Consider the following 21,957-nt stretch of genomic DNA (forward strand, 5'->3'; position numbering starts at 1 on the left):
CTGGGGATGCACTCAAGAACCTGTCACAGCGGCATCATTGGTTGGGTGGCGTTCTGACGCCATGACGACGATCCGCCAGCTTCCGGCGGCTGCACGCTCGAGGAGGCGCTGTGCTCGATCCGATCGGTCTCGATGAGCTTCAGGTCGCGGCGTACCGCGCACTGCTGAGGGTCCCTTCCGCGACCGTCGACGAGGTGGCTGTGGCCGCGCGTCTCACGCGCGAGCGCGCGCTGCAGGTGCTGGGCGCGCTCGAGGAGCAGGGGCTGGTCGCGCGCCGAGCCGCCGATGCGGGCCGCTACGTGGCATCCCCTCCCGGCCTGTCGCTCGGGCCGAGGCTGGATGAGCAGAAGCACCGCCTCGCGCAGGCGCAGGAGACGCTGGAGTCGCTCGCCGAGCTGTACCGCGAGGGCGCGGCGCACCGCGTGGCGCCGGATGTCGTGGACGTGGTCGTGGGCGCCGATGCGCTGCGTCAGCGCGTGTTCCAGGTGCAGAGCTCGGCGGATGCCCGGATCGACGTATTCATCCTCAGCGACGTGGCCGTCGTCTCGGCCGAGGAGAACGAGGCCGAGGCCGAGGCTCTCGCCCGCGGGGTGCGGTATCGCGTGCTGGTCGAGCCGGATGTCGTGGCTCGGCCGGGCTTCATCGAGGCCGCGCGCTCCGTCGTCTCACACGGCGAGGAGATCCGCGTGCTGTCCGGGCTTCCGACACGGCTGATCATCGCCGACGGCCGGCTCGCGCTGCTGCCGATGTTCTCGCAGGCGGATGAGGGCGTGATCGGCGGCCTGCTCGTGCGACCGAGCGGTCTGCTCGACCTGGTGAACGGCATGTTCGAGCGGTGCTGGGAGGCGGCGACCCACCTGATCGATGACGACACCAACACCCTCGCCCGCGAGCACGGCATCGACCGTGAGCTGCTGTCGATGCTGCTGCTGGGCATGACCGACCCGGCCATCGCCGATCAGCTCGGCGTCTCGGCACGCACGGTGCAGCGGCGCATCGCCGAGCTCATGGAATCGGCGGGCGTGAGCACCCGCATCCAGCTCGGCGCCGCCGCGGTGCGCCTGGGCTGGGCCTGAGTAGAGTCGGAGCACGCATCGTCCCGCCGGTTCGTCCCTGAAGGAGCATCCGTCATGAGCACACCGTTCGCCATCGTCGGCACGACCATCGTCACCGGGGATCGCGAGGGCACGCTCCTGACGGATCACACCGTCGTCGTCGACGGCGCGGGCACCATCACCGCCGTCGGGCCGAGTGCCGAGGTCGCCGCGCCGGCGGGACATCGGTCGATCGATGCGGCAGGCCTCTTCCTCACCCCCGGACTGATCAACGCGCACGCGCATCTCTTCGCCGACGGCAAGCCGCTGCCGGCGTTCATGACCAGCGAGGCGATGGAACAGGCCGTCGCGTGGTTCATGCACGGCCCGCTCGGACGGCCGCTGCTGGACTCGCGCACGAAGAAGAACGTCGTCACGCAGCTGAACAGCGGCGTGACCACCATCCGCAGCCTGGGTGACGCCCGCTACGAGGTGGTCCGCGCCCGCAACGCGATCGAGGCCGGGAAGTACCTCGGCCCGCGGCTGTACCCCTCGGGTCCGCTGCTCGCGGTCAGCGGCGGTCACGGCGCCCCGCAGATCGCCCTGATCAGCGACGACCCGTGGACGGCGCGCAAGAACGTGCGCATCAATCTGCGCAAGGGCGTCACGGCGATCAAGATCGCCGCGACCGGCGGAGTGACGGATGCCAGGGCGATCGGCGAGGCCGGGCGGCCGCAGATGACCGAGGAGGAGATGCTCGCGATCTGCGAGGAGGCGCACAATGCCGGCATCCTGGTCGCCGCGCACGCGCAGAGCGCGGAGGGCATCGCCGCCTGCCTGCGGGCCGGCGTCGACACGATCGAGCACGGCGCGGGCATGAACGACGAGATCATCGCGCTGTTCAACGACAACCCGCGATCGCTGCACGGCCGCTCCGCGCTGATCCCCACGCTGCAGGCCTGCCTGCCGCTGGTGAAGCTCGACCGCAGCGTCACCGGTGTCAACGAGATCGTCAAGGCCAACGCCGAGATGATTCTCGACGAGATGCTGCAAGGCATCGCCGACGCGCTCGCCAACGATGTCACGATCGGGATGGGCACCGACTCGGCGCTCACCTACGTCACGCACTACAACACGTGGCGCGAGATCGACTTCCTCACCCGGCACGGCGGCCTGACCCCCGCGCACGCGCTGAACGCGGCGACGCAGACCAACGCGGGGCTGCTCGGGATCGACGGCATCACCGGGTCGATCGAGACGGGCAAGGCGGCCGATCTGGTGCTGCTCGAGAGCAACCCGCTGGACGGCTTCCGCGCCTTCGACGAGCCGATCATGGTCGCCGCGCGTGGCGAGCTGATCGAGACGCCGACCGTGACCCGGTTCCCCGAGATCGACCGGCTGCTCGACGGGCTCTGAGCCCCGCCTCAGAATTCACCGATGAGTGCACGATGAGCGGTTCAGAGGGGGCACCCGCCGACGGGCGCCGCCTTCTGCTGCTGTCGGCCGTGGCCGTCGTGGTCGCGATCATCCCCGTCGGCGCCGCCTGGCTGCTCGCCGGCGCCCTCGCGGCACAGGCGCTCTACCTCGGCATCGTGCTCACCTCGGCGGTCGTGCGCTCGCTTCCGCTCGGGATGCAGGCGGCGAGCGCCGTCTGGTTCGCCGCGGTCTCTGCGGCCGGTGTGCTGATCGGCCCACGCCCGGTGCCGCTGCTGATCGCAGTGGTGCTGTGCTGTCTGGCTCAGGCGCCGATCACCCGGATGGATGCCAGAGCCGTGGCCGTCGCCCCGGCGATCCTGGTGTTCTACGCCTTGATCCCGCCGGCGGGGAGCTCGGCGTGGACGGTGGCAGTCGCCACGCTGATCGGTGCCGCGTTCATGATCGGCGTGGCCAGGCTCGCGAAGATCGTGCCGGTGGCGCAGCCGCTGGACACGACCCGCGCCATGGTGCACTCGGTGCTGCTCGCGATCGGATGCGCTGTGCTTCTCCTGCTCGGGCCGGCGCTGGGCATGGGGCGGATCAACTGGGGACTGCTCGCGTTCTGCCTGGTGTTCGTGCCGGGTCGCGGCTCGACCGCCGAGGCGCTGCGGTACGCCGCGGCGACCGCGGCGGGCGCCGTCGCCGCGGTGCTCATCGGGCTGCTCACCCCGCCGTGGCTGGTGCTGATCGCCGTGTTCGCCGGCGCCGTGCTCACCGTCGCCTACTCGCTGCAGCGCCGCGCCACCTTCGCGATCGCGTTCATCGCCGGCACCGTCATCCTGCTCGGCACGCTCGTGCCGGGTGCGGATGCGACGCTTCTGGGCGCCCAGCGCCTGACATCCGCTCTTCTCGCCGTCGCGATCGCGATCGTCCTGATGGCCGTCGCCGACCCCGCCGAGCGGATGCTCGCGCACCTGTTCTCCCGAAACCGGCCGGAAGGATCCGCATCGTGGACCCGCTGATCACCACCTTCGTCGTCCTTGGGGCGTCGATCGTCGTCTTCATCTCGAACCGCCTGCCCGCGCCCCTCGTCGCGCTGCTGGTGGCTCTCGCCCTGTACGCCTTCGGCGCGGTGACCTTCGAGCAGGCCATCGCCGGGTTCGGCGATCCGATCGTGGTCTATCTGGCGGGGCTGTTCGTGGTGAGCGAGTCCCTCGAGGCCACCGGCGTCACGGCCTGGGCGGGTCAACAGCTGACCAGGCGCGTCGGCGATCGGAAGTCGGCGGTGCTGATCGCGCTGATGCTGCTGTCTGCACTGCTGACCGCGCTGATCAGCGTGAACGGCGCGGTGGCCGCGCTGGTGCCCGTGGCCGTCGCGCTGGCAGCGCGGATCAAGCAGCCTCCCTCGCAGATGCTGATGACGGTGGCCTTCGCCGCGCACGCGGGTTCGCTGCTGACCATGCTGGGCACGCCGATCAACGTGCTGGTCTCGGAGCTGTCCGTGAACGCCGGCGACCGGGCGTTCGGCTTCTTCGAGTTCGCGATCGTGGGCGTTCCGCTGCTGGTCGGCGTGATCATCATCTGCGTGCTGCTCGGCCCGAAGCTGCTGCCGCACCGCACGCCGGCGAACGCCCCCTCCGACCTCAGCGATTATGCGGCGACGATCGCGGCGCAGTACGGGCTGGACCCGAAGGTGGCGGTTGCGGGTGCGGACTACGGCCTCGCCGAGATCGTGATCCCGCCGCGGTCGCCCTACATCGGCGACCACGTGTTCCCCGGCATGCAGATGGAATCGGCGAACCTCATGATCGAGGCGGTGCAGCGCGGCGGATCGCAGGTGGAGGCGACCGACCTGCGCGCCGGCGACGTGCTCGTCGTGCGCGGGGCCTGGGACGAGCTCGGCCGCGGCGCGACGCAGCGCGGTGTCGTCAGCGTGGAGGACCCCGACCGGCTGCGCCGCAGCACCGTCGCCTGGAACACGCGCGCCACGGTGGCCGTGTCGATCCTCGGCGCGATGTGCGTGCTGCTGGCCACCGGTCTGGTGCCGCCCGCGATCGTGGTGATGGGTGCCGGCGCGCTGCTCGTGGGCCTACGGGTGATCACCGTCGGCCAGGCGCAGCGCTCGATCTCACTGACCACGCTCGTGGTGGTGGCCGGCATGATCCCTCTGTCCACCGCGATCCAGACCAGCGGCGCCGCCGACTTGATCTCCGACACCCTGCTGTCGTGGTTCGGGCAGGGCTCCCCGACGATGCTGCTCGCCGGCATCGTCGTGGTCGTGATGGTGCTGGGCCAGTTCATCAGCAACCTCGCCACGGTGCTGATCGTCGCGCCGATCGCGATCGCCGTCGCCGAGTCGGCGCAGGTCTCCCCGCTTCCCATGATGATGGCGATCACGGTCGCGGGCGCGGCATCCTTCCTGACCCCGGTCGCAACGCCCGGCAACCTGATGGTGCAGGAGCCGGGCGGCTACCGGTTCGGCGACTACTGGAGGCTCGGCCTGCCGTGCCTGCTGCTGTTCGCCGCGGTCGCGATCTTCGTCGTGCCGCTGATCTGGCCGTTCTGAGGCGGCCGGGTGGTCAGCGTGCTCAGCGCAGCGAGGTGTGCCGCTCGACCGAGCGCGCGCCCCACCAGGCCAGCACCACCATCACGACGAGGGTCGTGATCACGAAGCCGAGACCCAGCACCTCGGGCTGGTAGCCCGGGTTGTCGATCGCCTTCATCACGTCGTCGAGCATGCTCTGCGGCACCAGCTGCCCGGCATCCGGTCCGCTCAGGCGGATGCCGAACGGGATGAACAGGATGCCGATGAACGTGACGATCTGCATGACGAGGTACAGCACGATCGCGCCGATGACCGGAGAGCCGAACCCGAGGTGGTTGAAGCGGCCCTCGGCACCGATCGTCATCATGGCGGAGCCTGCGACGACCAGATAGGCGAGCTGCAGGACGATCGAGAGCGCGCCGAGCCAGACCATCCACGGTTCGACAGCGGAGAGGCCGTCGACGACGAGCCCCCAGGGGTCGTCGCTCTGCGGCATCGCGAAGACGACGGCGCCCACCAGCAGCCCGGCCGCAGTCACGACGAGCGCGATCAAGGAGCCGACCAGCCCGTAGAGCAGCTTCGCGGTGAAGAGCGTACGACCGCGCACCGGGATGGCCATCGTGAAGTAGCCCTCGCGGCCGTACATCGTGCGCCAGTAGTTCTCGGCGAGCACCACCAGCACGATGGGCACCAGCAGGATGAAGGCCACGATGCCGAGGTACAGGCCGATGCCGCCCAGGATCGGCACGTTCAGCGCGGCGAACACGAGCGAGACGGCGGCGACCAGCACCACGGTCCCGATCACGGCGAGCAGATTCTTCCTGGTGGAGCGGAACTCCTGCCCGAACAGGGTGGCGATCATGATGCGTACACCTTTCGGAAGAGGGCGTCGAGGCTGACGCCGTGCTCGCCGCGCAGCTCGTCGGCGCCGCCCTGCAGCAGCACTGCGCCCTCGCGGAGGAACAGGACGGAGTCGACGATCTGCTCGACGTCCTGGATGAGATGGGTGGAGATGAGCATGAGCGCGTCCTCGTCGAAGTTCGACAGGATGCCGCGCAGGATCACGTCGCGCGAGGCCGGGTCGACGCCCGAGATGGGCTCATCGAGCAGGTAGACCTTCGCGCGGCGTGACATGGCCAGCGAGATCTGCAGCTTCTCGCGCATGCCCTTGGACATCTCCTTGAGCGTGCGGTCCCAGGGCAGGCCGAAGAAGTCGACCATCTGCCGGGCCTTGGCCTCGTCGAAGTCGGCGAAGAACCGGGCGAACTGGGCGATGGAGTCGGCCGGCCTGTGCGAGTCCGGCAGGAACGAGGCATCCGGCAGGAACGACACCAGCGCCTTGGATTCCGGTCCGGGAATATATCCGCTCACCCGCACCTCGCCGTCCCACTCGGCGAGCACGCCGGCGAGGATCTTCAGCAGGGTGGTCTTGCCCGAGCCGTTGTCACCCATGAGGCCGACGATCTGGCCCGGCGCGAGCGAGATGTCCAGGCCCGCCAGCGCGGGCCGGCCCCGGTAGGACTTGGTGAGGCCCGTGATCTCGATGGCGTTCATCGGGCATCCTTTCTGTCGATGTCGTGGGGTGCGTCGCCCTGCGTCCAGCGCAGGGCGAGCAGGTCGGATGCCTCGGCGAGGGTCATCCCGATGCCGCGTGCCGCCGCGACGAAGCCGTCGGCGGTGGCTGCGGCGAGCGCGGCGCGTCCGTCGGCGACGGCATGCTCGTCGCGGGTGACGAAGCGGCCGGCGGTGCGCTCGGTGGTGGTCAGGCCCAGTCGGTCGACCTCGCCGAGCGCCTTCTGCACGGTGTTGGGGTTGACGCCCAGCTCGAGGGCGAGTTCGCGCACGGAGGGCACCTTGGTCCCGGGCGCCCATTCGCCCGCGGCGATGCGCCGACGGAACTCGTCGACCAGCTGCGCCCAGATGGGCCGGGACTCGTCGATCTGCATGTGTCTTACTGTATTACGACACTAATACAGATGCAAGCAGCCGGACATGAAAAGACCTGCCGCCGCCGGATGCCCGGTCGGCGGCAGGTCGCAGGTCGTCAGGCGAGAGCCTTGGCCTTCAGCTTCTCGTACTCCTCGGTGGTGATGGTGCCCGCGGCAAGCAGCTTCGCCGCATCCGCGATCTCGTCCGCGGCGCTCTTGCCCGCCGCCTGACGGATGTACGCGTCGGTGGCCTGCTGCGCCTGTCGTGCCTGCGCAGCACTGCGCTCGGCCATGCCCTTGCCGCGGGCGATCAGATAGACCAGCGCGGTGAGCCACGGCACGAAGATCAGGAAGATGATCCACACCGCCTTCCACCAGCCGTTGAGTTCACGGTCGCGGAACAGGTCGCTGAAGATGGTGAACAGAACCATCAGCAGCGCGATGAAGATGAACATCTCGAAGAAGATCCAGAGCCAGTCCCAGAAGTTCATGTCGATCCCTTTCGTCGGTGGAACCCGTTGTCTCGAACGTTAGCGGTTTCGGTGTTCGATGTGGGGTGCGAAACGAGCGATCCGGGCCATAATCGAGCCAGAAGAGGCGGGACGGAGCCATCATGAGCGACGTTGAGTCGGGTTCGACAGGAGCGGATGCCGCGGAGCCGGATGCCGCGTCCGTCCGGGCACCGTGGTGGCGACGCCCGTGGGCACTGGCAACCGGGGCCGGCGTCGCCGTTGTCGCGCTCGGCATCGGCGGCGGGCTCATCGGCTCCGGCATCCTGAACGGGTCGGCAGGTGCGGGCGCCTGTGACGCGATCTCGGTCTCGGAGCGCGCGCTGCCGTCTGTGGTCACGGTGTGGGCGACCGGGCAGCGGGGGAGCGGTAACGGCAGTGGTGCCGTGATCGACTCCGGCGGGCTGATCGTCACCAACGACCACGTGATCGCACCCGCCGTCACCGGCACGCGGGTCACCGGCACGCTGGCGGTGACCCTGGCGGACGGCGAGCGGCTGGACGCGGAGCTGGTAGGCCGCGATCCGCAGACCGACCTCGCGGTGCTGCAGGTCTCGCGAGACGGCGGGCTGCCGCAGATCCGCTTCGGCGACTCCGCGCAGGTGCGCACCGGTCAGCCGGTGGTGGCGCTGGGCGCGCCGCTGGGGCAGTCGAACACCGTGACGGCCGGCATCATCAGCGCGCTGAACCGCTCCCTGACCCTGCCCACCGGCGACGGCGGCGTCACGGTCATCACGGGCGCGCTGCAGACGGATGCCGCGATCAACCCGGGCAACTCGGGTGGCGCGCTGGTCGACTGCGACGGGCGCCTGATCGGCGTGAACACGGCGATCTCGACCGTTCCCGACAGTGAGGGCAACGGCTCGGGCGGCAGCATCGGCATCGGGTTCGCGGTGCCCTCGGACACGGTTCAGGCGATCACCGACGAGCTGGTCGCGAGCGGTCGGGTGGATCATCCGTCGTTCGGGATCGAGGTCAGCACGCTGACGCCGCACGCCGCCGCGCAGTTCGGCGTGCCGCCGGGGCTGGTCATCACCTCGGTCGTCGACGGCGGCTCCGCCGACCGTGGCGGGCTGCGGGTCGGCGACCTGATCACCCGGATCGGCGGTCAGTCCGCGCCCACCGCCGCGCACCTCGCGGCGGTCACCGTGCGCGCGGCACCGGGCGACGAGGTCGAGGTGACGTTCCTGCGCGAGTCGAAGACCCGCTCCGTGAAGGTCACGCTGCAGCCGAACCCGGCGTCCTGACCCCGGGCGTCAGCTCGGGTGCACCACTCGGAAGATCTCGCAGACGACGGGCATGTCGGGCTCGTAGCCGCGCGGGTTCTCGGAGTTCTCGCGCCAGTACTGTTCGTGGATGTGGCGCCAGGCCCGCAGCGTGCGGTCGCCCTCGCCCTCGGCGAAGGCGTGCTCGGCGCCGACCTGGTCGAAGGGGACGGTGCGCACCGAGATGGTCTGGATGACCGCGCGAGGGGAGCCCGCCCCGTCGAGGATGATGCTGTAGTCGCCCTCCGCGGGCAACGGCTCATCCGTCGCCTCGTAGTCCCAGAGGGAGGACGCGGTGCCGGTCTTCACGCCGGCGAGGACGAGCTCGAGCAGGCTGTCGGCATGCTCGGGTGTCGCGCCGAAGCCCCACGCCTCGGGTACGGCATCCGGCAGTTCGGGGTGCGCGGCGCGCGCCGCGCGCCAGTACGCGTCGATCTCGGGGTTCTCTTCCACAGGACGACTCTACGGATGCCGCGGATGCTGCATCGCATCGCCGACCAGGCGGATGAGGCCGGCCAGCGCCGCGCCGACGACCGCGCCGACGGTGTTCCAGATCACGTCGCCGATGTCGGGCACGCGGCCGGGGATGCGGTTCTGCATCATCTCCACCCCGAACGAGATCGCGAACGCGATGATCGGCGCGAGGATCCACCATCGGCGGCTCAGCAGCAGTGCGAGCGCGGCGCCGAGCGGCACGAACAGGAGCGCGTTGAGCGTGCTCTCGACCTGCAGGAAGGTCATCGGCTCGACGACCGGCCCCGCCCAGCCACGCGCCACTCGCATGAAGAGCCCTCTCGCCGGCGCCACGATCCACCGGGGTGAGAACGTGAGTGCGAGGACCGCGCCAAGGGTCATGAACGTGGCGACGATGCGGGGGCCGAAGGAAGTGCTCATGCTTTCAGTTCACGCGAGCGGATGTTGCGGGAGCGTATGCGTTTGAGAGGGCAGACGGCACTAGGCTCGGATCGAACGATGGGGTCATCGTGCCCGTCGAGCAGGCCGATCGAGAGGCCGGGGTATGTCCGGGCACGCGAGCAAAGTCACACCGGAGAGCGTCCTCACCGGCGTGCAGGCGCAGCTGCAGCGCGCCGGACGGTTCGTCGACACGATCGATCCTGCCGCCGCGTTGAAGACGTACGGCCGGCTCATCGACCTGCTCAAGCCTCGACTCGCAACCCTGCGCGTCGCCGCCGGCCTGCCGCCGGAGCCTCCCGTCTGGGCGAGCTGGCGTGCGAGGGAGGATCACCGCTACCGCAACCTTCCTGCGCCCTCCGATCGCGTCTTCACCTACTGGGACAGACCGATCCACACTGCGCCGCCCCTCGTGCAGGCCTGCGTCGCGCAGTTGCGCAGCGTCTACCCCGCACTGCGGGTTCTCGACGGGGCGTCGGTTCGGGAGCTGATCACCGTGCCGAAACGGATCGAGCAGCTGCTGGAGAAGGAGCGCCCCGCGCACTTCTCCGACTACCTCCGTACCAGACTGCTGGAGGTGCACGGCGGAATCTGGGTCGATGCGACCGCCTGGGTGGGTCGCAGCCTCGACGGGGAACTGCAGGGAAAGTACCTTCGGAGCGGCACGGTCTTCCCGCGCTGGACGCGACGGGCCATTGCGAACTGGTTCATCGCGTCGCATCCTGGTTCGCCGCTGATCGCGATGCAGCGCATGGCGCTGGAGACCTGGTGGGACGAGAACGACGATCTGCCGGAATACTTCCTCTATCACCGCGTGTTCGAGGTGCTCCAGGCCCTGGTCCCCGAATTGCGCGGACAGTGGAGCGCGACACCGTTCTTGTCCGCCGCCGACGCTCACCTGCTGCAGCTGGAGATGATGCAGCCGTGGCGGCCGCAGACACTGGACACGATCGTGAACATTGCCCCGCTGCAGAAGCTGAGCTACAAGTACGACACGGTTCCGGAGGGATCCGTCCTGGAGCACCTCACACGGGACTATCTGGGGTGATCCGTCGGCCGCGTGGCGCCCTGTTGTCGAGGTGCCATCCACGGCACGCAAAAGAGGAGGACCCCGGGTCATCGACCCGGGGTCCTCCTCGTCTGTGCGCGAGGGGGGACTTGAACCCCCACGCCCTTGCAGGCACTGGCACCTGAAGCCAGCGCGTCTACCTATTCCGCCACTCGCGCATGTCGGTCCGTGACGAACCAACCGCACAAGCCTAACACGCGTTTTCGGCGTCGCTGAACACGCCCGAGCACTGGCCCGCGCCGCACGAGAACAGGAGGAACGCCCGGAACAGGGTGAGATCTCGACAAACATCCTGGTCCCGCGGAATGTCCTGTTCTCGCGGGCACATCCGCGCCACGACCAGGGGCAGAGGCGTTCACTCAGCCGGGCTGGCTACGATGTGCGTACCGGTCAGCCATGCCTTAGGAGCCCAGTGGGACTACTTGACAGCTTCGAGAAGGGTCTCGAGCGCGCCGTGAACGGCGCGTTCGCGAAGACCTTCCGCAGCGGCGTCCAGCCGGTCGAGATCGCCTCGGCCCTGCGTCGCGAGGCCGACACGACGGCCGCGGTCGTCAGCCGCGACCGCATCATCGCGCCCAACGAGTACCTGGTGCGCCTCGCCTCCGACGACGCCCAGCGGATGCAGGCACTCGGCAGCGCCCTCACCGACGAACTGCTCGCGCTGATGACCTCGCACGCCACCGCGCAGGGCTACAGCTTCGCCGGCCCGCTCACCATCCGGCTCGAGGCCGACGACAAGCTCAGCACCGGCACGGTCCGCGTCGACTCCGGCTCCGTGCAGGGCAAGGTCTCCTGGCAGGGCGTGGTCGAGGTCGGCGGTCGCCGTGTTCCGCTCACCAAGGCGCGCACCGTCATCGGCCGCGGCAGCGACGCCGACATCACGATCTCGGATGCCGGTTCCAGCCGGCGTCACGCCGAGATCCTCTGGGACGGCGAGCGTGCGCTGCTGCGCGACCTCGGCTCCACCAACGGCACGAAGATCGACGGGCAGAAGATCCGCGAGGCGGCGCTGCCCACCGAGACGACCTTCATGATCGGCCGCACAGATCTCACCTTCCGCGTGATCGCCGTCGCGGGCCGCGACGACGCCACCCGCGCGATGGGCACGATCTCGTGAGCGAACTCGTCCTCCTTCTTCTGCGCATCGCGTTCCTCGTGCTGCTGTGGTTCTTCGTGTTCGGCGTCATCTACTCCCTGCGGGCCGACCTGTTCGGCGTGCGCGTGCGCAAGATGCCCGCCGGCGAAGCCGCAGCATCCGCTCCCGCCGCGCCTGCCAAGGCGCGCTCGACGGGACCGGCGACCACGGCGACCGCCACCAAGCTCGTCATCACGTCCGGCCCGAAGGCCGGGCTCGAGGTGCCGCTCGGCACCGAGCCGCTGAGCATCGGCCGCTCCAGCGAATCCGGCCTCGTCATCCGCGACGACTACACGTCCAGCCACCACGCGCGCCTCGTGCCGCGCGGCGGCACCTGGACCATCCAGGACCTCGAGTCCACCAACGGCACCTACCTCAACGGCCAGCGCCTCACCGGTCCGCCCGTCCCGATCTCGATCGGCATGCCCATCAAGGTGGGCGCCACGACCTTCGAGCTGCGAGCCTGACCGCGGACATGGTCTTCGAGGGCTCGAGCGCAGCGATCTCCCACACCGGGAAGGTCCGCTCCAACAACCAGGACTCCGGATACTCCGGGGCCAACCTGTTCGTCGTCGCCGACGGCATGGGCGGCCACGCCGGCGGAGACGTCGCGTCGAGCATCGCCATCCACCGCATCGAGGGCCTCGACCACGCCTACGAGTCCACCGACGACGCGCAGGCGGAGCTTCAGGCGGCGGCCACGACCGCCGCGGCCGATCTGGTGCGCGCCTCGAAGGACCGCCCCGAGCTGGCGGGCCTCGGCACCACGCTCAGCGCGATCATCATGGTCGACGACTACGCCGTCATCGGCCACATCGGCGACTCGCGCATCTACCTGTTCCGCGACGACGAGCTCACCCAGATCTCGGCCGACCACACCTTCGTGCAGCGCCTGGTCGACTCCGGCCGCATCACTCCCGAAGAGGCCCGCTACCACCCGCGTCGCTCCGTGCTCATGCGCGTGCTCAGCGACATGGACATCGACCCCGAGCTGGACATGTTCGTCATGCCCACGCATCCGGGCGACCGCTGGCTGATCTGCTCGGATGGCCTCTCCGGCGTCGTCGACGAGCTGCACATCGCCAAGGCGATGCGGCTGGGCCTCGCACCCGGTCGCACCTCCGACATCCTGCTCAAGCAGGCGCTCGACGGCGGCGCCCCCGACAACGTCACCATGGTGCTCGTCGACGTCGGCGGGGCGCACCCGCTGTCGTCCGGCACGCCCACGGTCGTCGGCTCGGCCGCCAACCCGCAGGGCGTCATCGTGCCGGCCGCCCGGTCGACGCTCACCGGATGGCTGCACCCGGTGCGTCAGGCCGCCAACGAGCCCACCCACTTCGAGCCGGCCGCCGACTACCTCGAGGAGCTCATCGAGGAGGACCGCCGCCGCTCGCGCCGCCGCCGGATCGGCTGGATCACCGCGCTGGTGGCCGCACTCGCGCTGCTCGTGGGCGCCGGATTCATCGCCTACAACTGGACGCAGACCCGCTACTTCGTCGGCGCCGACGACGACAGCGTCGTGATCTTCCGCGGCGTGCAGCAGAGCATCGGGCCGTTCACGCTCTCCACCGAGATCGAGGACACCCAGATCCTGCTCGCCGACCTGCCGCCCTACCAGCGCTCGGCCGTGGAGCGCACGATCAACGCCCGTTCCCTCTCGGATGCCGAGGCGATCGTGAACCGTCTGCGCGCCAATGCCGACGAGGTCACCGGCGAGACCCCGACCCCCACGCCGACTCCGACTCCGAGCGGGGTGCCGACACCATGACCTCCGTGACCGCCGACACCACCGTCGTCAAAGCGCTGAAGAAGATCCGTCAGCCGCAGAAGCAGCGCAACCGCGAGTTCTGGCTGCTGCTGTTCGCGTGCGCGATCTCCGGCTTCGCCCTCACCCTCGTGCAGCTGGGCGCGCTGGACCGCATCGACCCGATGATCCTCGTGATCGGCGGCGGTCTCGCCGTGCTGGTGTTCGCCCTGCACATCGTGCTGCGGGTCGTGGCATCCGACGCCGACCCGTTCGTGCTGCCCATCGCGACCCTGCTCACCGGGCTGGGCATCGCGATGATCTACCGCCTCGACATCGCCGAGAAGTTCATCGGCTGGGCCGCGTACTCGAACAAGCAGCTGGTCTGGACGGCGATCTCGATCGCCCTCGCGATCGCGCTGGTGATCGCGCTGCGCAACTACCGTGTGCTCTACCGGTACACCTACATCTTCGGCCTCGCCGGACTCGTACTGCTGATCCTGCCGTTCATCCCGGGTCTGCGCATCGCCGACGCGAACGCGCAGGTGTGGGTGTCGGTCGGCGGACTGTTCTCGTTCCAGCCCGGCGAGCTGGCGAAGATCTGCCTGGCGATCTTCTTCGCCGGATATCTGGTGCGCACCCGCGAGAGCCTGGCGACCGTGGGCAAGAAGTTCCTCGGCATCACCTGGCCGCGCATGCGCGATCTCGGCCCGGTCATCGTGGTCTGGGCGCTCTCGCTCGGCATCATCGTCATCCAGCGCGACCTCGGCACCGGAATGCTGATCTTCGGCATGTTCATCGCCATGCTCTACGTCGCCACCGGCAAGACCAGCTGGGTGCTGATCGGCCTGGCCGGCGTCGCGATCGGCGTCTTCCTCGCCGCGCAGGTGCTGTCGTACGTGCAGGGCCGCTTCTCGGCCTGGCTGCACGCCTTCGATCCGGCGCTGATCGAGAGCCTCGGTGGCAGCTACCAGCTGGTGCAGGGCATCTTCGGCCTCGCGCACGGCGGGCTGATCGGCACCGGATGGGGCCAGGGTCGCCCCGACATCACCCCACTCGCGCACAGCGACTTCATCATCCCCAGCCTCGGCGAGGAGCTCGGCATCGTCGGCCTGTTCGCCATCCTCTGCCTGTACATGGTGTTCGTCAGCCGCGGCATCCGCATCGGCCTCGCAGGTCAGGACGACTTCGGCAAGCTGCTCGCGATCGGCCTGTCGTTCACCATCGCCCTGCAGGTGTTCATCATGGTCGGCGGCGTGACCCGCGTGATCCCGCTGACCGGCCTGACCACGCCGTTCCTCGCGGCCGGCGGTTCGTCGCTGGTCGCCAACTGGCTCATCGTCGCGCTGCTGCTGCGCATCAGCGATGGCGTGCGCCGCCAGCCCAGGGTGGTGATCGGATGACCACCCTTCGTCTCGTCGCTCCGCTCCTCGCTCAGGGACCGGCTTGCACTCCACCCCAGGGGGTGTCGCATGACTAAAGAACTGCGCCGCCTCACCGTCGTGATCCTCGCGATGTTCCTCGCTCTGTTCGTCGCGACCAGCTGGATCCAGGTGGTCGCCGCCGATTCGCTCGCGCAGAACGCCGAGAACACCCGCACCCGGCTGGACAGCTACCAGATCCAGCGCGGCGCGATCATCGCCGGCGGCACGGCGATCGCCTCGTCGACGCCGGCAGACGACAAGTACCAGTACCAGCGGGTCTACAAGGACGCCCCGATGTGGGCGCCGGTCACCGGCTACTTCAACCCCGCGCTCGGCTCTGCGACGGGCATCGAGAAGGCCCTCAACGCCGAGCTCTCCGGCACCGGCTCGAGCGCCTTCTTCGCCGAGATCGAGCGCATATTCTCGGGCCAGCCGCAGCAGGGCCTCAGCGTCGAGCTCAGCCTCGACCCGAAGGTGCAGAAGGCCGCCTGGGACGCGATGGGCGATCTGCAGGGCGCTGTCGTCGCGATCGAACCGAAGACCGGTCGCGTGCTCGCGATGGTCTCGAAGCCCAGCTTCGACACGAACACGCTCGCCGTGCACGACGCGGATGCCGCGAATGCGGCCTACAACGCGCTCGACGAGAACCCCAAGAACCCGCTCTACAACCGCGGGATCGGCGGCGACCTGAACCCTCCCGGTTCCACGTTCAAGGTCGTGGTCGCGGCCGCCGCCGTCAACGGCGGCGACTACACGATGGAGTCCACGCTGCCTAACCCGGCCCGCTACACGCTGCCGGGCACAAAGACGCAGATCTCGAACGCCTGGGGCGGCACCTGCGGCTCGGGTCCCACCGTGACGATCGCCCAGGCGATCAAGCTCAGCTGCAACATCCCGATGGCGGAGCTGGCGGTCGAGCTCGGTGACGAGCGCATCCGCAAGACCGCCGAGGCGTTCGGCTTCAACAGCTCCTTCGAGACGCCGCTCAAGTCGACGCCGTCGTCGTACCCGAAGGACCTCAACAAGCCGGAGACCGCGCTCACCGGCTTCGGCCAGGGGCAGGTCACCGCGACGCCGCTGCAGATGGCGATGGTGTCGGCCGGTCTCGGCAACGGCGGCGTCGTCATGAACCCGCGGATGGTGGACTCCGTGATCGGCGATGACTTCGCCGTGCACAAGGAGTACGAGAACACCGAATACGGCCGCGCCGTGGACGCGGACACCGCTGCTGCGGTGACGGCGGCGATGGTCGCGAGCGTCAAGGATGGCGCCGCGCAGAATGCAAGAATAGACGGAGTCGATGTGGCCGGTAAGACGGGCACGGCAGAGAACGGCAAGTCCAAACCGTACACACTGTGGTTCACGGGATTCGCTCCGGCGGTGAACCCCGAGGTGGCGGTTGCAGTCGTCGTGGAAGACGGCGGTGGTAAGGGTCAGTCCGGATCCGGCGATGCGATCGCCGCTCCGATTGCGAAGAAGGTCATAGAGGCGGTGCTGGGCAGATGAGGCCGACGCAGGGTGTGTCGTTCGGTGGTCGCTACGAGCTGCAGTCGCGGATCGCGATCGGCGGCATGGGCGAGGTGTGGGAGGCGACGGATCACGTCATCGGACGCATCGTCGCCATCAAGATCCTCAAAGACGAGTACATGGGCGACCCGGGCTTCCTCGAGCGCTTCCGCGCCGAGGCCCGCCATGCCGCGCTCGTCAACCACGAGGGCATCGCGAGCGTGTTCGACTACGGCGAGGAGAACGGCTCCGCCTACCTCGTCATGGAGCTCGTGCCCGGCGAGGCGCTCTCGACGCTGCTCGAGCGCGACGGCGAGCTGAGCGCCGACAAGACGCTCGACATCGTCGCGCAGACCGCCTCCGCGCTGCAGGCCGCGCACGCCGCCGGCCTGGTGCACCGCGACATCAAGCCCGGCAACCTTCTGATCACGCCCGACGGGCGCGTGAAGATCACCGACTTCGGCATCGCCCGCATCGCCGACCAGGTGCCGCTGACGGCCACCGGCCAGGTGATGGGCACCGTGCAGTACCTGTCGCCCGAGCAGGCATCCGGCCACCCGGCGTCCCCGGCGACCGACATCTACTCGCTCGGCATCGTCGCCTACGAATGCCTGGCAGGCAAGCGCCCGTTCACGGGCGAGTCGCAGGTCGCCATCGCGATGGCGCAGATCAACGAGCAGCCGCCGCCGCTGCCGGCGACCGTGCCGCAGCCGGTGCAGAACCTCGTCATGGCGATGATCGCCAAGAAGCCGGCGGACCGGCCGTCCTCGGCCGCGACGGTGGCCCGCGCCGCGCAGGCGCTGCGCCGCGGCGACCTGAACTCCGCTGCGATCGCCGTGCCTGCCATCGCGGCCGGTGCTGCGGCGGCAGGCGCCGATGACGCCACCCGCATCCTCGGCGTGGACGACTCGACCAGCATCATGCCGACCACGGCCCCGCTGCCCGCAGAAGAGGCTGCCGAGGCGGCTGAGGCCGAGAAGAAGAAGCGCAGCCCGTGGACGTGGCCGCTGATCGCTCTGATCGTCCTGCTGCTGCTGGTGCTCGGCGGCACGCTGTTCGCGCTGTTCAACAACCAGGGCACGCCGGAGCCGAAGAAGACCACGCCGACGGCGACGCAGACCACTGCGGAGCCGCCGACCACGCCGACGCCGACCACCCCGCCGGCGCCCACGCGCGCGGATGTCCCCGCCGGCCTGGTCGGACTCAGCTGCGACGCGGCCACCGCCAAGGTGAAGGCCGCGGGCCTGGAGGCCAACTGCACCACCGGCAACACTCCGGCCGACTCGCAGGAGAAGGTCGGCACCGTGCAGAGCGTCAACCCGACCGGCACCGTGAAGCTCGACACGATCATCACGCTGACGCTCTTCGCCGACATGGTCTCCGTGGGCGCACCCACGACGGCGCCGACCTTCAGCACCGACCCGGTGGTCGAGGGCCAGCCGGCGACCCTGAACTGGGCCGCCTTCAGCTGCCCGTCCGGCGCCGGCGACGTCACCTCCTACGAGGTCACGCTCACCAACGCGGTCTTCGAGGGCGGCACCGAGACCGTGAAGAGCTTCGGTCCCGGCGAACTCACCGCACAGGTGACCGCCGGCGCGGCTGGACAGCCGATCACCGCGACCTACAAGGCGTTCTGCAACAACCGTCCCTCGGGCGCCTCGCCCGCCGGCCAGTCCGGCCCGGTGCAGGCCGCGCTGATCGGCGATGGTTCAGGCGACCAGCCGCCCGCAGGCTAATCTGGATCAGTCGTCACCGAGGTCAACATCACGCAGTCAGAGATCGTCACAGAGGGGAAGCAGCCCGTGTCAGCAGAGCCGCAGATCCTCGCCGGTCGCTACCGTGTCGATGAGATCATCGGCCACGGCGGCATGGCGAAGGTGTATCGGGGATACGACCTGACGCTGGGCCGCCAGGTCGCCATCAAGATCCTCGATCCCGAGCTGGCGAGGGATGCCGCGTTCCGCACCCGTTTCCGCCTCGAGGCGCAGGCCGCGTCGCGGATGTCGCACCCGTCGATCGTCCGCGTCTTCGATGCGGGTGATCCTTCCGACGGCAGCACGGCCGGCGAGCCGCCGTACATCGTGATGGAGCTGGTGCACGGCACCCTGCTGAAGGACATCATCGCGGCGGGCCCCGTGCCGCCCGAGGTCGCGGTGCGCTACACCGACGGCATCCTCGAGGCGCTGGACTACTCGCACCGGGCCGGCGTCGTGCACCGCGACATCAAGCCCGGCAACGTGATGATCACCGAGACCGGTGCCGTCAAGGTGATGGACTTCGGCATCGCACGCGCGGTGTCGGACTCGTCGTCGACGGTCGCCGAGACCACGCAGATCATCGGCACCGCCGCGTACTTCTCGCCCGAGCAGGCGAAGGGCGAGCCGGTCGACGCCCGCACCGACGTGTACTCCACCGGCGTGGTGCTCTACGAGCTGCTCACCGGCCGCCAGCCGTTCCGCGGCGATTCGCCGGTCGCCGTGGCCTACCAGCACGTCAGCGAGACCCCGGTGCCGCCCACCGAGGTCAACGAGGCCCTTCCTGCAGGCCTCGACGCGATCGTGCTGCGCGCGATGGCGAAGGATCCCTACCAGCGCTTCCCTGATGCCGCGAGCTTCCGCAAGGCACTCGACGGTGCGGTCTCCGGCCGCGCGCCGAGCAAGAAGGAGATCGGCGCGCTCACCAGTGAGCTCTACGGCCCGAACCCGCGCCAGGCGCAGGAGACGGCCCGATCGCTGCGTCAGCTGAGCACAGACACGACGATGACCCGCACGCAGTCCGGCCCGCCGGTGGCCTGGATCTGGGCCGGCGTCGCGCTGCTCGCCGTGCTGCTGGTCTCGGTGCTGTTCTGGGTGATCAGCATGAGCATGCGTCCGCCCGAAGTGCCGAGCACCTCGCGCACCGTGCCGAACCTGATCGACCAGACGTCCGAGTCCGCGCAGAAGCAGCTCGAGAACCTCGATCTGTTCTCGAAGGTCGTCACCGAGTCGAACTCCGAGTACGACGAGGATCACGTGTTCCGCACCGATCCGGTCGCGGGACAGACCATGAACAAGGGCGAGACCGTCACGATCTACGTCTCCACGGGTGCCGAGCTCGTCACCGTTCCGGTGCTGGAGGGCCTGTCGCAGGATGCCGCGAAGCAGGCGATCGAGGGCGCGGGCCTGGTCTTCGGCGAGGTGCGCACCCAGAACAACCCGACGGCCAAGGCCGGAACGGTGCTGCAGGCGAGCCAGGACGCCGAAGCGGAGGTGCCGCCGGAGACCGTGGTCGACCTCGTGGTGGCGAGCGGCGTGATGACCGTCGACAACATGACGGGCTGGACTCTCGACGCGGCCACCGCGCGGCTGAAGGAGCTCGGCATGACGGGCAACCCGGTGAAGGACGACAGCTGCCCGGCGTCGAACCCGCCGACGGTGAAGTCCATGTCGGTCGCCCCCGGCGACGTGCCGATCGGCACCACGGTCGACCTGAAGTACTGCAGCGGCGGCGGCGAATAGCCCGTTACGTCTCGGTCGCTGCGCTCCCTCGCTCAACGACCGGCGAGCGTGTCCAGCCAGTTGTCCAGCAGCCGGTGACCGCTCTCGGTGAGGATGCTCTCGGGGTGGAACTGCACGCCGACGATCGGCAGGCTCTCGTGCGCGAGCGCCATCACCGTGCCGTTCGCGGTGCGTGCGGTCACGCGGATCTCGGGCGGCAGGTCCGCCTCGTCGAGCGCCAGTGAGTGGTAGCGCCCGGCGTCGAAAGGCGAGCGGATGCCGCTGAACAGCCCGGTTCCGTCGTGCTGCACCTTCGACACCATGCCGTGCATGAGCTCGGGCGCCGCGACGATGGGAGCGCCGTAGGCAGCGCCGATCGCCTGATGCCCGAGGCACACGCCGAGCAGCGGCATCCGCCTCTCGGCCGCGAGACGGACGATGTCGACGGATGCCCCGGCATCCGCGGGTTCTCCCGGGCCGGGGGAGATGAGCACGCCGTCGTACTCGTCGATCAGGCCGGCGAAGAACGCCACGTCACCGGCATCCGCCTCGATCATCGTGACCTCGGCGCCGAGCTCGCGCAGATAGCCGATCAGCGTGTGCACGAAGCTGTCGTGGTTGTCCACGACGAGGACGCGCGCGGTCACTGGACGTCGACCTCGCCGGGCGTGATGAACGGGCTCACCCACGGGAAGACGTAGAAGAACAGGCCGTAGAGCACGGCCGCCAGAACGACCAGAAGGATGACTGTGCGCACCCACCAGGGTCCGGGCAGCAGGCGCCAGAGGGCGGCGTACATCAGCGGGCTCCTTCGGCAGATGGGGTGGCGACGTCGACCGGCGCCAGCGATGCCGGCGGGCCGTCCGCGCGGGGCTGGAAGCCCTCGAAGACGCCGTAGGCGACGATGCGCTCGGCCAGCGAGTAGAGCGGCGAGCAGGCGGTCATCGTGATGTACCGCTCGCCTGTGGACAGATCCGGCATCTGCGGCACGTCCAGCAGCACGTCGGTCTGGGTGGGCTTGACGTACTCGAGCGTGCGGAACCGGTAGGTGTACCAGCCGTCGCGGGTCTCGACCACGATGGCGTCGTTCAGCTTCAGCTTGTCGAGTTTGTTGAACGGCTTTCCCCAAGTGGTGCGGTGGCCGGCGAGGGCGAAGTTCCCCACCTCGCCGGGCATCTTCGACTCCGTGTACAGGCCGATGCCGATCTTGTCGAGGGTGCGTGCGCGGCTGGTGCCGCCCGCCATGTTCACGTCGTAGTCGTCGCCGAACCGGGGGATGTGCATGTTGGCGAAGATCTCGGCATCGGCCGGATGCGGAGGAGTGGCCGGCAGCGCGACGGCGGTCGTGCCGTCGGGCGCCTTGGTCGGGGCGGGCGGTTCGGGCGGCGGCATCGCCTCCCACTGCTGCGACAGCGCCGCGCCCTTGGCGTTGTTCTGCGCTCCGATGATGATGTCGCCCACCCACAGCTGCCAGACGACGAACAGCAGCACCAGCGCGCCGGCGGTCAGCAGCAGCTCGCCCAGCACGCTCGCGAACGTCGCGCGCGAGCGACGTCGGGGAGGTGCGTCGGCCATGATCGGAAGTCTAATCCGGCGCGTGAAAGCGCCAGGTGCGCGCAGGTAGACTGTCCGCATGGCACGTTCCCGCAAACCCGAAGAGCCCGCCGTCGAGCGCGCCGAGGGCGATGACGCCCCCAACGCCGTCTGGTTCAAGCCCGTCATGGTCGGCTTCATGCTGCTCGGCCTGATCTGGATCCTGGTCTACTACATCTCCGGGCAGGGCTTCCCCATCCCCGGGATCGGCGCCTGGAACCTGGCCATCGGCCTGGGCATCGCGCTGATCGGCTTCCTCATGACCACACGCTGGCGCTGACCGGCATCCGCATCTCGATACGAAGAAACCCCCTCAGCGAGGGGGTTTCTTCGTATATGCGGGCTGTGGAATCACATGTGTGTAATTCTCCCCATGCTGTGCACAACCCTGTGGATAACTC

General features: G+C 69.1%; 23 protein-coding genes and 1 tRNA gene. 14 read left to right on the forward strand and 10 right to left on the reverse strand.

Translation table 11 applies throughout. The annotated features are described in order from the left end of the window. The first annotated feature begins 110 nt into the window (after positions 1–110). The 4 genes from ACFVAE_RS10420 to ACFVAE_RS10435 are packed head-to-tail and all read left to right on the forward strand — an operon-like array spanning position 111 to position 5,016. Positions 111–1,076, forward strand: coding sequence for a helix-turn-helix domain-containing protein (locus tag ACFVAE_RS10420; RefSeq protein WP_378891437.1), 966 nt, complete (start codon positions 111–113; stop codon positions 1,074–1,076). Positions 1,077–1,130: 54 nt separating this feature from the next. After that, on the forward strand, positions 1,131–2,450 hold the full coding sequence (locus ACFVAE_RS10425; protein ID WP_378891440.1) for an amidohydrolase family protein: 1,320 nt from the start codon (positions 1,131–1,133) through the stop codon (positions 2,448–2,450). 32 nt (positions 2,451–2,482) lie between these two features. After that, positions 2,483–3,472, forward strand: a complete 990-nt coding sequence (locus tag ACFVAE_RS10430) for an FUSC family protein (RefSeq protein ID WP_378891442.1) — start codon at positions 2,483–2,485, stop codon at positions 3,470–3,472. Next, positions 3,460–5,016, forward strand: coding sequence for an SLC13 family permease (locus ACFVAE_RS10435; protein WP_378891444.1), 1,557 nt, complete (start codon positions 3,460–3,462; stop codon positions 5,014–5,016). The genes ACFVAE_RS10430 and ACFVAE_RS10435 overlap by 13 nt, the downstream gene beginning before the upstream one ends. A gap of 22 nt (positions 5,017–5,038) precedes the next feature. Here the strand turns inward: ACFVAE_RS10435 and ACFVAE_RS10440 are convergent, their stop codons facing one another. From ACFVAE_RS10440 to ACFVAE_RS10455, 4 genes are all read right to left on the reverse strand, one after another. After that, positions 5,039–5,857, reverse strand: a complete 819-nt coding sequence (locus ACFVAE_RS10440) for a hypothetical protein (RefSeq protein ID WP_378891447.1) — start codon at positions 5,855–5,857, stop codon at positions 5,039–5,041. Beyond that, entirely contained in the window at positions 5,854–6,549 is a 696-nt protein-coding gene (locus tag ACFVAE_RS10445) for an ABC transporter ATP-binding protein (protein WP_378891449.1), read from the reverse strand. The genes ACFVAE_RS10440 and ACFVAE_RS10445 overlap by 4 nt, the downstream gene beginning before the upstream one ends. Then, positions 6,546–6,941, reverse strand: a complete 396-nt coding sequence (locus tag ACFVAE_RS10450) for a GntR family transcriptional regulator (RefSeq protein ID WP_378891451.1) — start codon at positions 6,939–6,941, stop codon at positions 6,546–6,548. Before ACFVAE_RS10450 ends, ACFVAE_RS10445 begins: the two co-directional genes overlap by 4 nt. Positions 6,942–7,039: 98 nt before the next feature. Further along, entirely contained in the window at positions 7,040–7,414 is a 375-nt protein-coding gene (locus ACFVAE_RS10455) for an SHOCT domain-containing protein (RefSeq protein ID WP_378891454.1), read from the reverse strand. Positions 7,415–7,536: 122 nt separating this feature from the next. On the opposite strand from ACFVAE_RS10455, the gene ACFVAE_RS10460 reads away from it, so the two are divergent. Beyond that, a complete protein-coding gene (locus ACFVAE_RS10460; RefSeq protein ID WP_378891457.1) occupies positions 7,537–8,679 on the forward strand; it encodes a S1C family serine protease in 1,143 nt (380 codons plus the stop codon). A gap of 9 nt (positions 8,680–8,688) precedes the next feature. Here ACFVAE_RS10460 and ACFVAE_RS10465 read toward each other — a convergent pair whose 3' ends face one another. Together ACFVAE_RS10465 and ACFVAE_RS10470 are read right to left on the reverse strand one after the other, a co-directional pair. Beyond that, positions 8,689–9,150, reverse strand: coding sequence for an ASCH domain-containing protein (locus ACFVAE_RS10465; protein WP_378891459.1), 462 nt, complete (start codon positions 9,148–9,150; stop codon positions 8,689–8,691). A 9-nt stretch (positions 9,151–9,159) separates the two neighbouring features. Continuing rightward, positions 9,160–9,591: a VanZ family protein gene (locus ACFVAE_RS10470; RefSeq protein ID WP_378891461.1), complete on the reverse strand. Its 432-nt coding sequence runs from the start codon at positions 9,589–9,591 to the stop codon at positions 9,160–9,162. Positions 9,592–9,715: 124 nt separating this feature from the next. Between ACFVAE_RS10470 and ACFVAE_RS10475 the strand changes: the two genes are divergently transcribed. Then, on the forward strand, positions 9,716–10,657 hold the full coding sequence (locus ACFVAE_RS10475) for a capsular polysaccharide synthesis protein (protein WP_378891463.1): 942 nt from the start codon (positions 9,716–9,718) through the stop codon (positions 10,655–10,657). 95 nt (positions 10,658–10,752) lie between these two features. Here the strand turns inward: ACFVAE_RS10475 and ACFVAE_RS10480 are convergent. Further along, a tRNA-Leu gene (locus ACFVAE_RS10480) sits at positions 10,753–10,836 on the reverse strand. Between the two features lie 254 nt (positions 10,837–11,090). On the opposite strand from ACFVAE_RS10480, the gene ACFVAE_RS10485 reads away from it, so the two are divergent. The 7 genes from ACFVAE_RS10485 to pknB all read left to right on the forward strand — a co-directional run bounded on the left by ACFVAE_RS10485 (position 11,091) and on the right by pknB (position 19,984). Beyond that, the gene (locus tag ACFVAE_RS10485; RefSeq protein WP_378891466.1) at positions 11,091–11,795 is read left to right on the forward strand and encodes an FhaA domain-containing protein; all 705 of its coding nucleotides are present in this window, start codon (positions 11,091–11,093) and stop codon (positions 11,793–11,795) included. After that, positions 11,792–12,280: an FHA domain-containing protein gene (locus tag ACFVAE_RS10490; protein ID WP_378891469.1), complete on the forward strand. Its 489-nt coding sequence runs from the start codon at positions 11,792–11,794 to the stop codon at positions 12,278–12,280. The genes ACFVAE_RS10485 and ACFVAE_RS10490 overlap by 4 nt, the downstream gene beginning before the upstream one ends. 8 nt (positions 12,281–12,288) lie before the next feature. Next, positions 12,289–13,581, forward strand: a complete 1,293-nt coding sequence (locus ACFVAE_RS10495) for a PP2C family protein-serine/threonine phosphatase (RefSeq protein ID WP_378891471.1) — start codon at positions 12,289–12,291, stop codon at positions 13,579–13,581. Continuing rightward, positions 13,578–14,960: an FtsW/RodA/SpoVE family cell cycle protein gene (locus ACFVAE_RS10500; RefSeq protein WP_378891474.1), complete on the forward strand. Its 1,383-nt coding sequence runs from the start codon at positions 13,578–13,580 to the stop codon at positions 14,958–14,960. The genes ACFVAE_RS10495 and ACFVAE_RS10500 overlap by 4 nt, the downstream gene beginning before the upstream one ends. Before the next feature lie 69 nt (positions 14,961–15,029). After that, positions 15,030–16,487, forward strand: coding sequence for a penicillin-binding transpeptidase domain-containing protein (locus ACFVAE_RS10505; protein ID WP_378891477.1), 1,458 nt, complete (start codon positions 15,030–15,032; stop codon positions 16,485–16,487). Next, on the forward strand, positions 16,484–18,223 hold the full coding sequence (locus tag ACFVAE_RS10510; RefSeq protein WP_378891479.1) for a serine/threonine protein kinase: 1,740 nt from the start codon (positions 16,484–16,486) through the stop codon (positions 18,221–18,223). The genes ACFVAE_RS10505 and ACFVAE_RS10510 overlap by 4 nt, the downstream gene beginning before the upstream one ends. A 66-nt stretch (positions 18,224–18,289) precedes the next feature. Further along, positions 18,290–19,984, forward strand: a complete 1,695-nt coding sequence (pknB, locus tag ACFVAE_RS10515; RefSeq protein ID WP_378891482.1) for a Stk1 family PASTA domain-containing Ser/Thr kinase — start codon at positions 18,290–18,292, stop codon at positions 19,982–19,984. 32 nt (positions 19,985–20,016) lie between these two features. Here pknB and ACFVAE_RS10520 read toward each other — a convergent pair whose 3' ends face one another. The 3 genes from ACFVAE_RS10520 to ACFVAE_RS10530 are packed head-to-tail and all read right to left on the reverse strand — an operon-like array spanning position 20,017 to position 21,538. Beyond that, entirely contained in the window at positions 20,017–20,610 is a 594-nt protein-coding gene (locus ACFVAE_RS10520; protein ID WP_378891484.1) for an anthranilate synthase component II, read from the reverse strand. Then, positions 20,607–20,762, reverse strand: coding sequence for a hypothetical protein (locus ACFVAE_RS10525; protein WP_378891487.1), 156 nt, complete (start codon positions 20,760–20,762; stop codon positions 20,607–20,609). The genes ACFVAE_RS10520 and ACFVAE_RS10525 overlap by 4 nt, the downstream gene beginning before the upstream one ends. Next, complete coding sequence (locus ACFVAE_RS10530; RefSeq protein ID WP_378891490.1) at positions 20,762–21,538, reverse strand: class E sortase; 777 nt, start codon at positions 21,536–21,538, stop codon at positions 20,762–20,764. The genes ACFVAE_RS10525 and ACFVAE_RS10530 overlap by 1 nt, the downstream gene beginning before the upstream one ends. Positions 21,539–21,596: 58 nt before the next feature. On the opposite strand from ACFVAE_RS10530, the gene ACFVAE_RS10535 reads away from it, so the two are divergent. Then, entirely contained in the window at positions 21,597–21,836 is a 240-nt protein-coding gene (locus tag ACFVAE_RS10535; RefSeq protein ID WP_378858665.1) for a cell division protein CrgA, read from the forward strand. The last annotated feature ends 121 nt before the right edge of the window (positions 21,837–21,957 follow it).

The sequence above is a fragment of the Microbacterium sp. NPDC057659 genome (assembly GCF_042799915.1).
Taxonomy (GTDB): Bacteria; Actinomycetota; Actinomycetes; order Actinomycetales; family Microbacteriaceae; genus Microbacterium.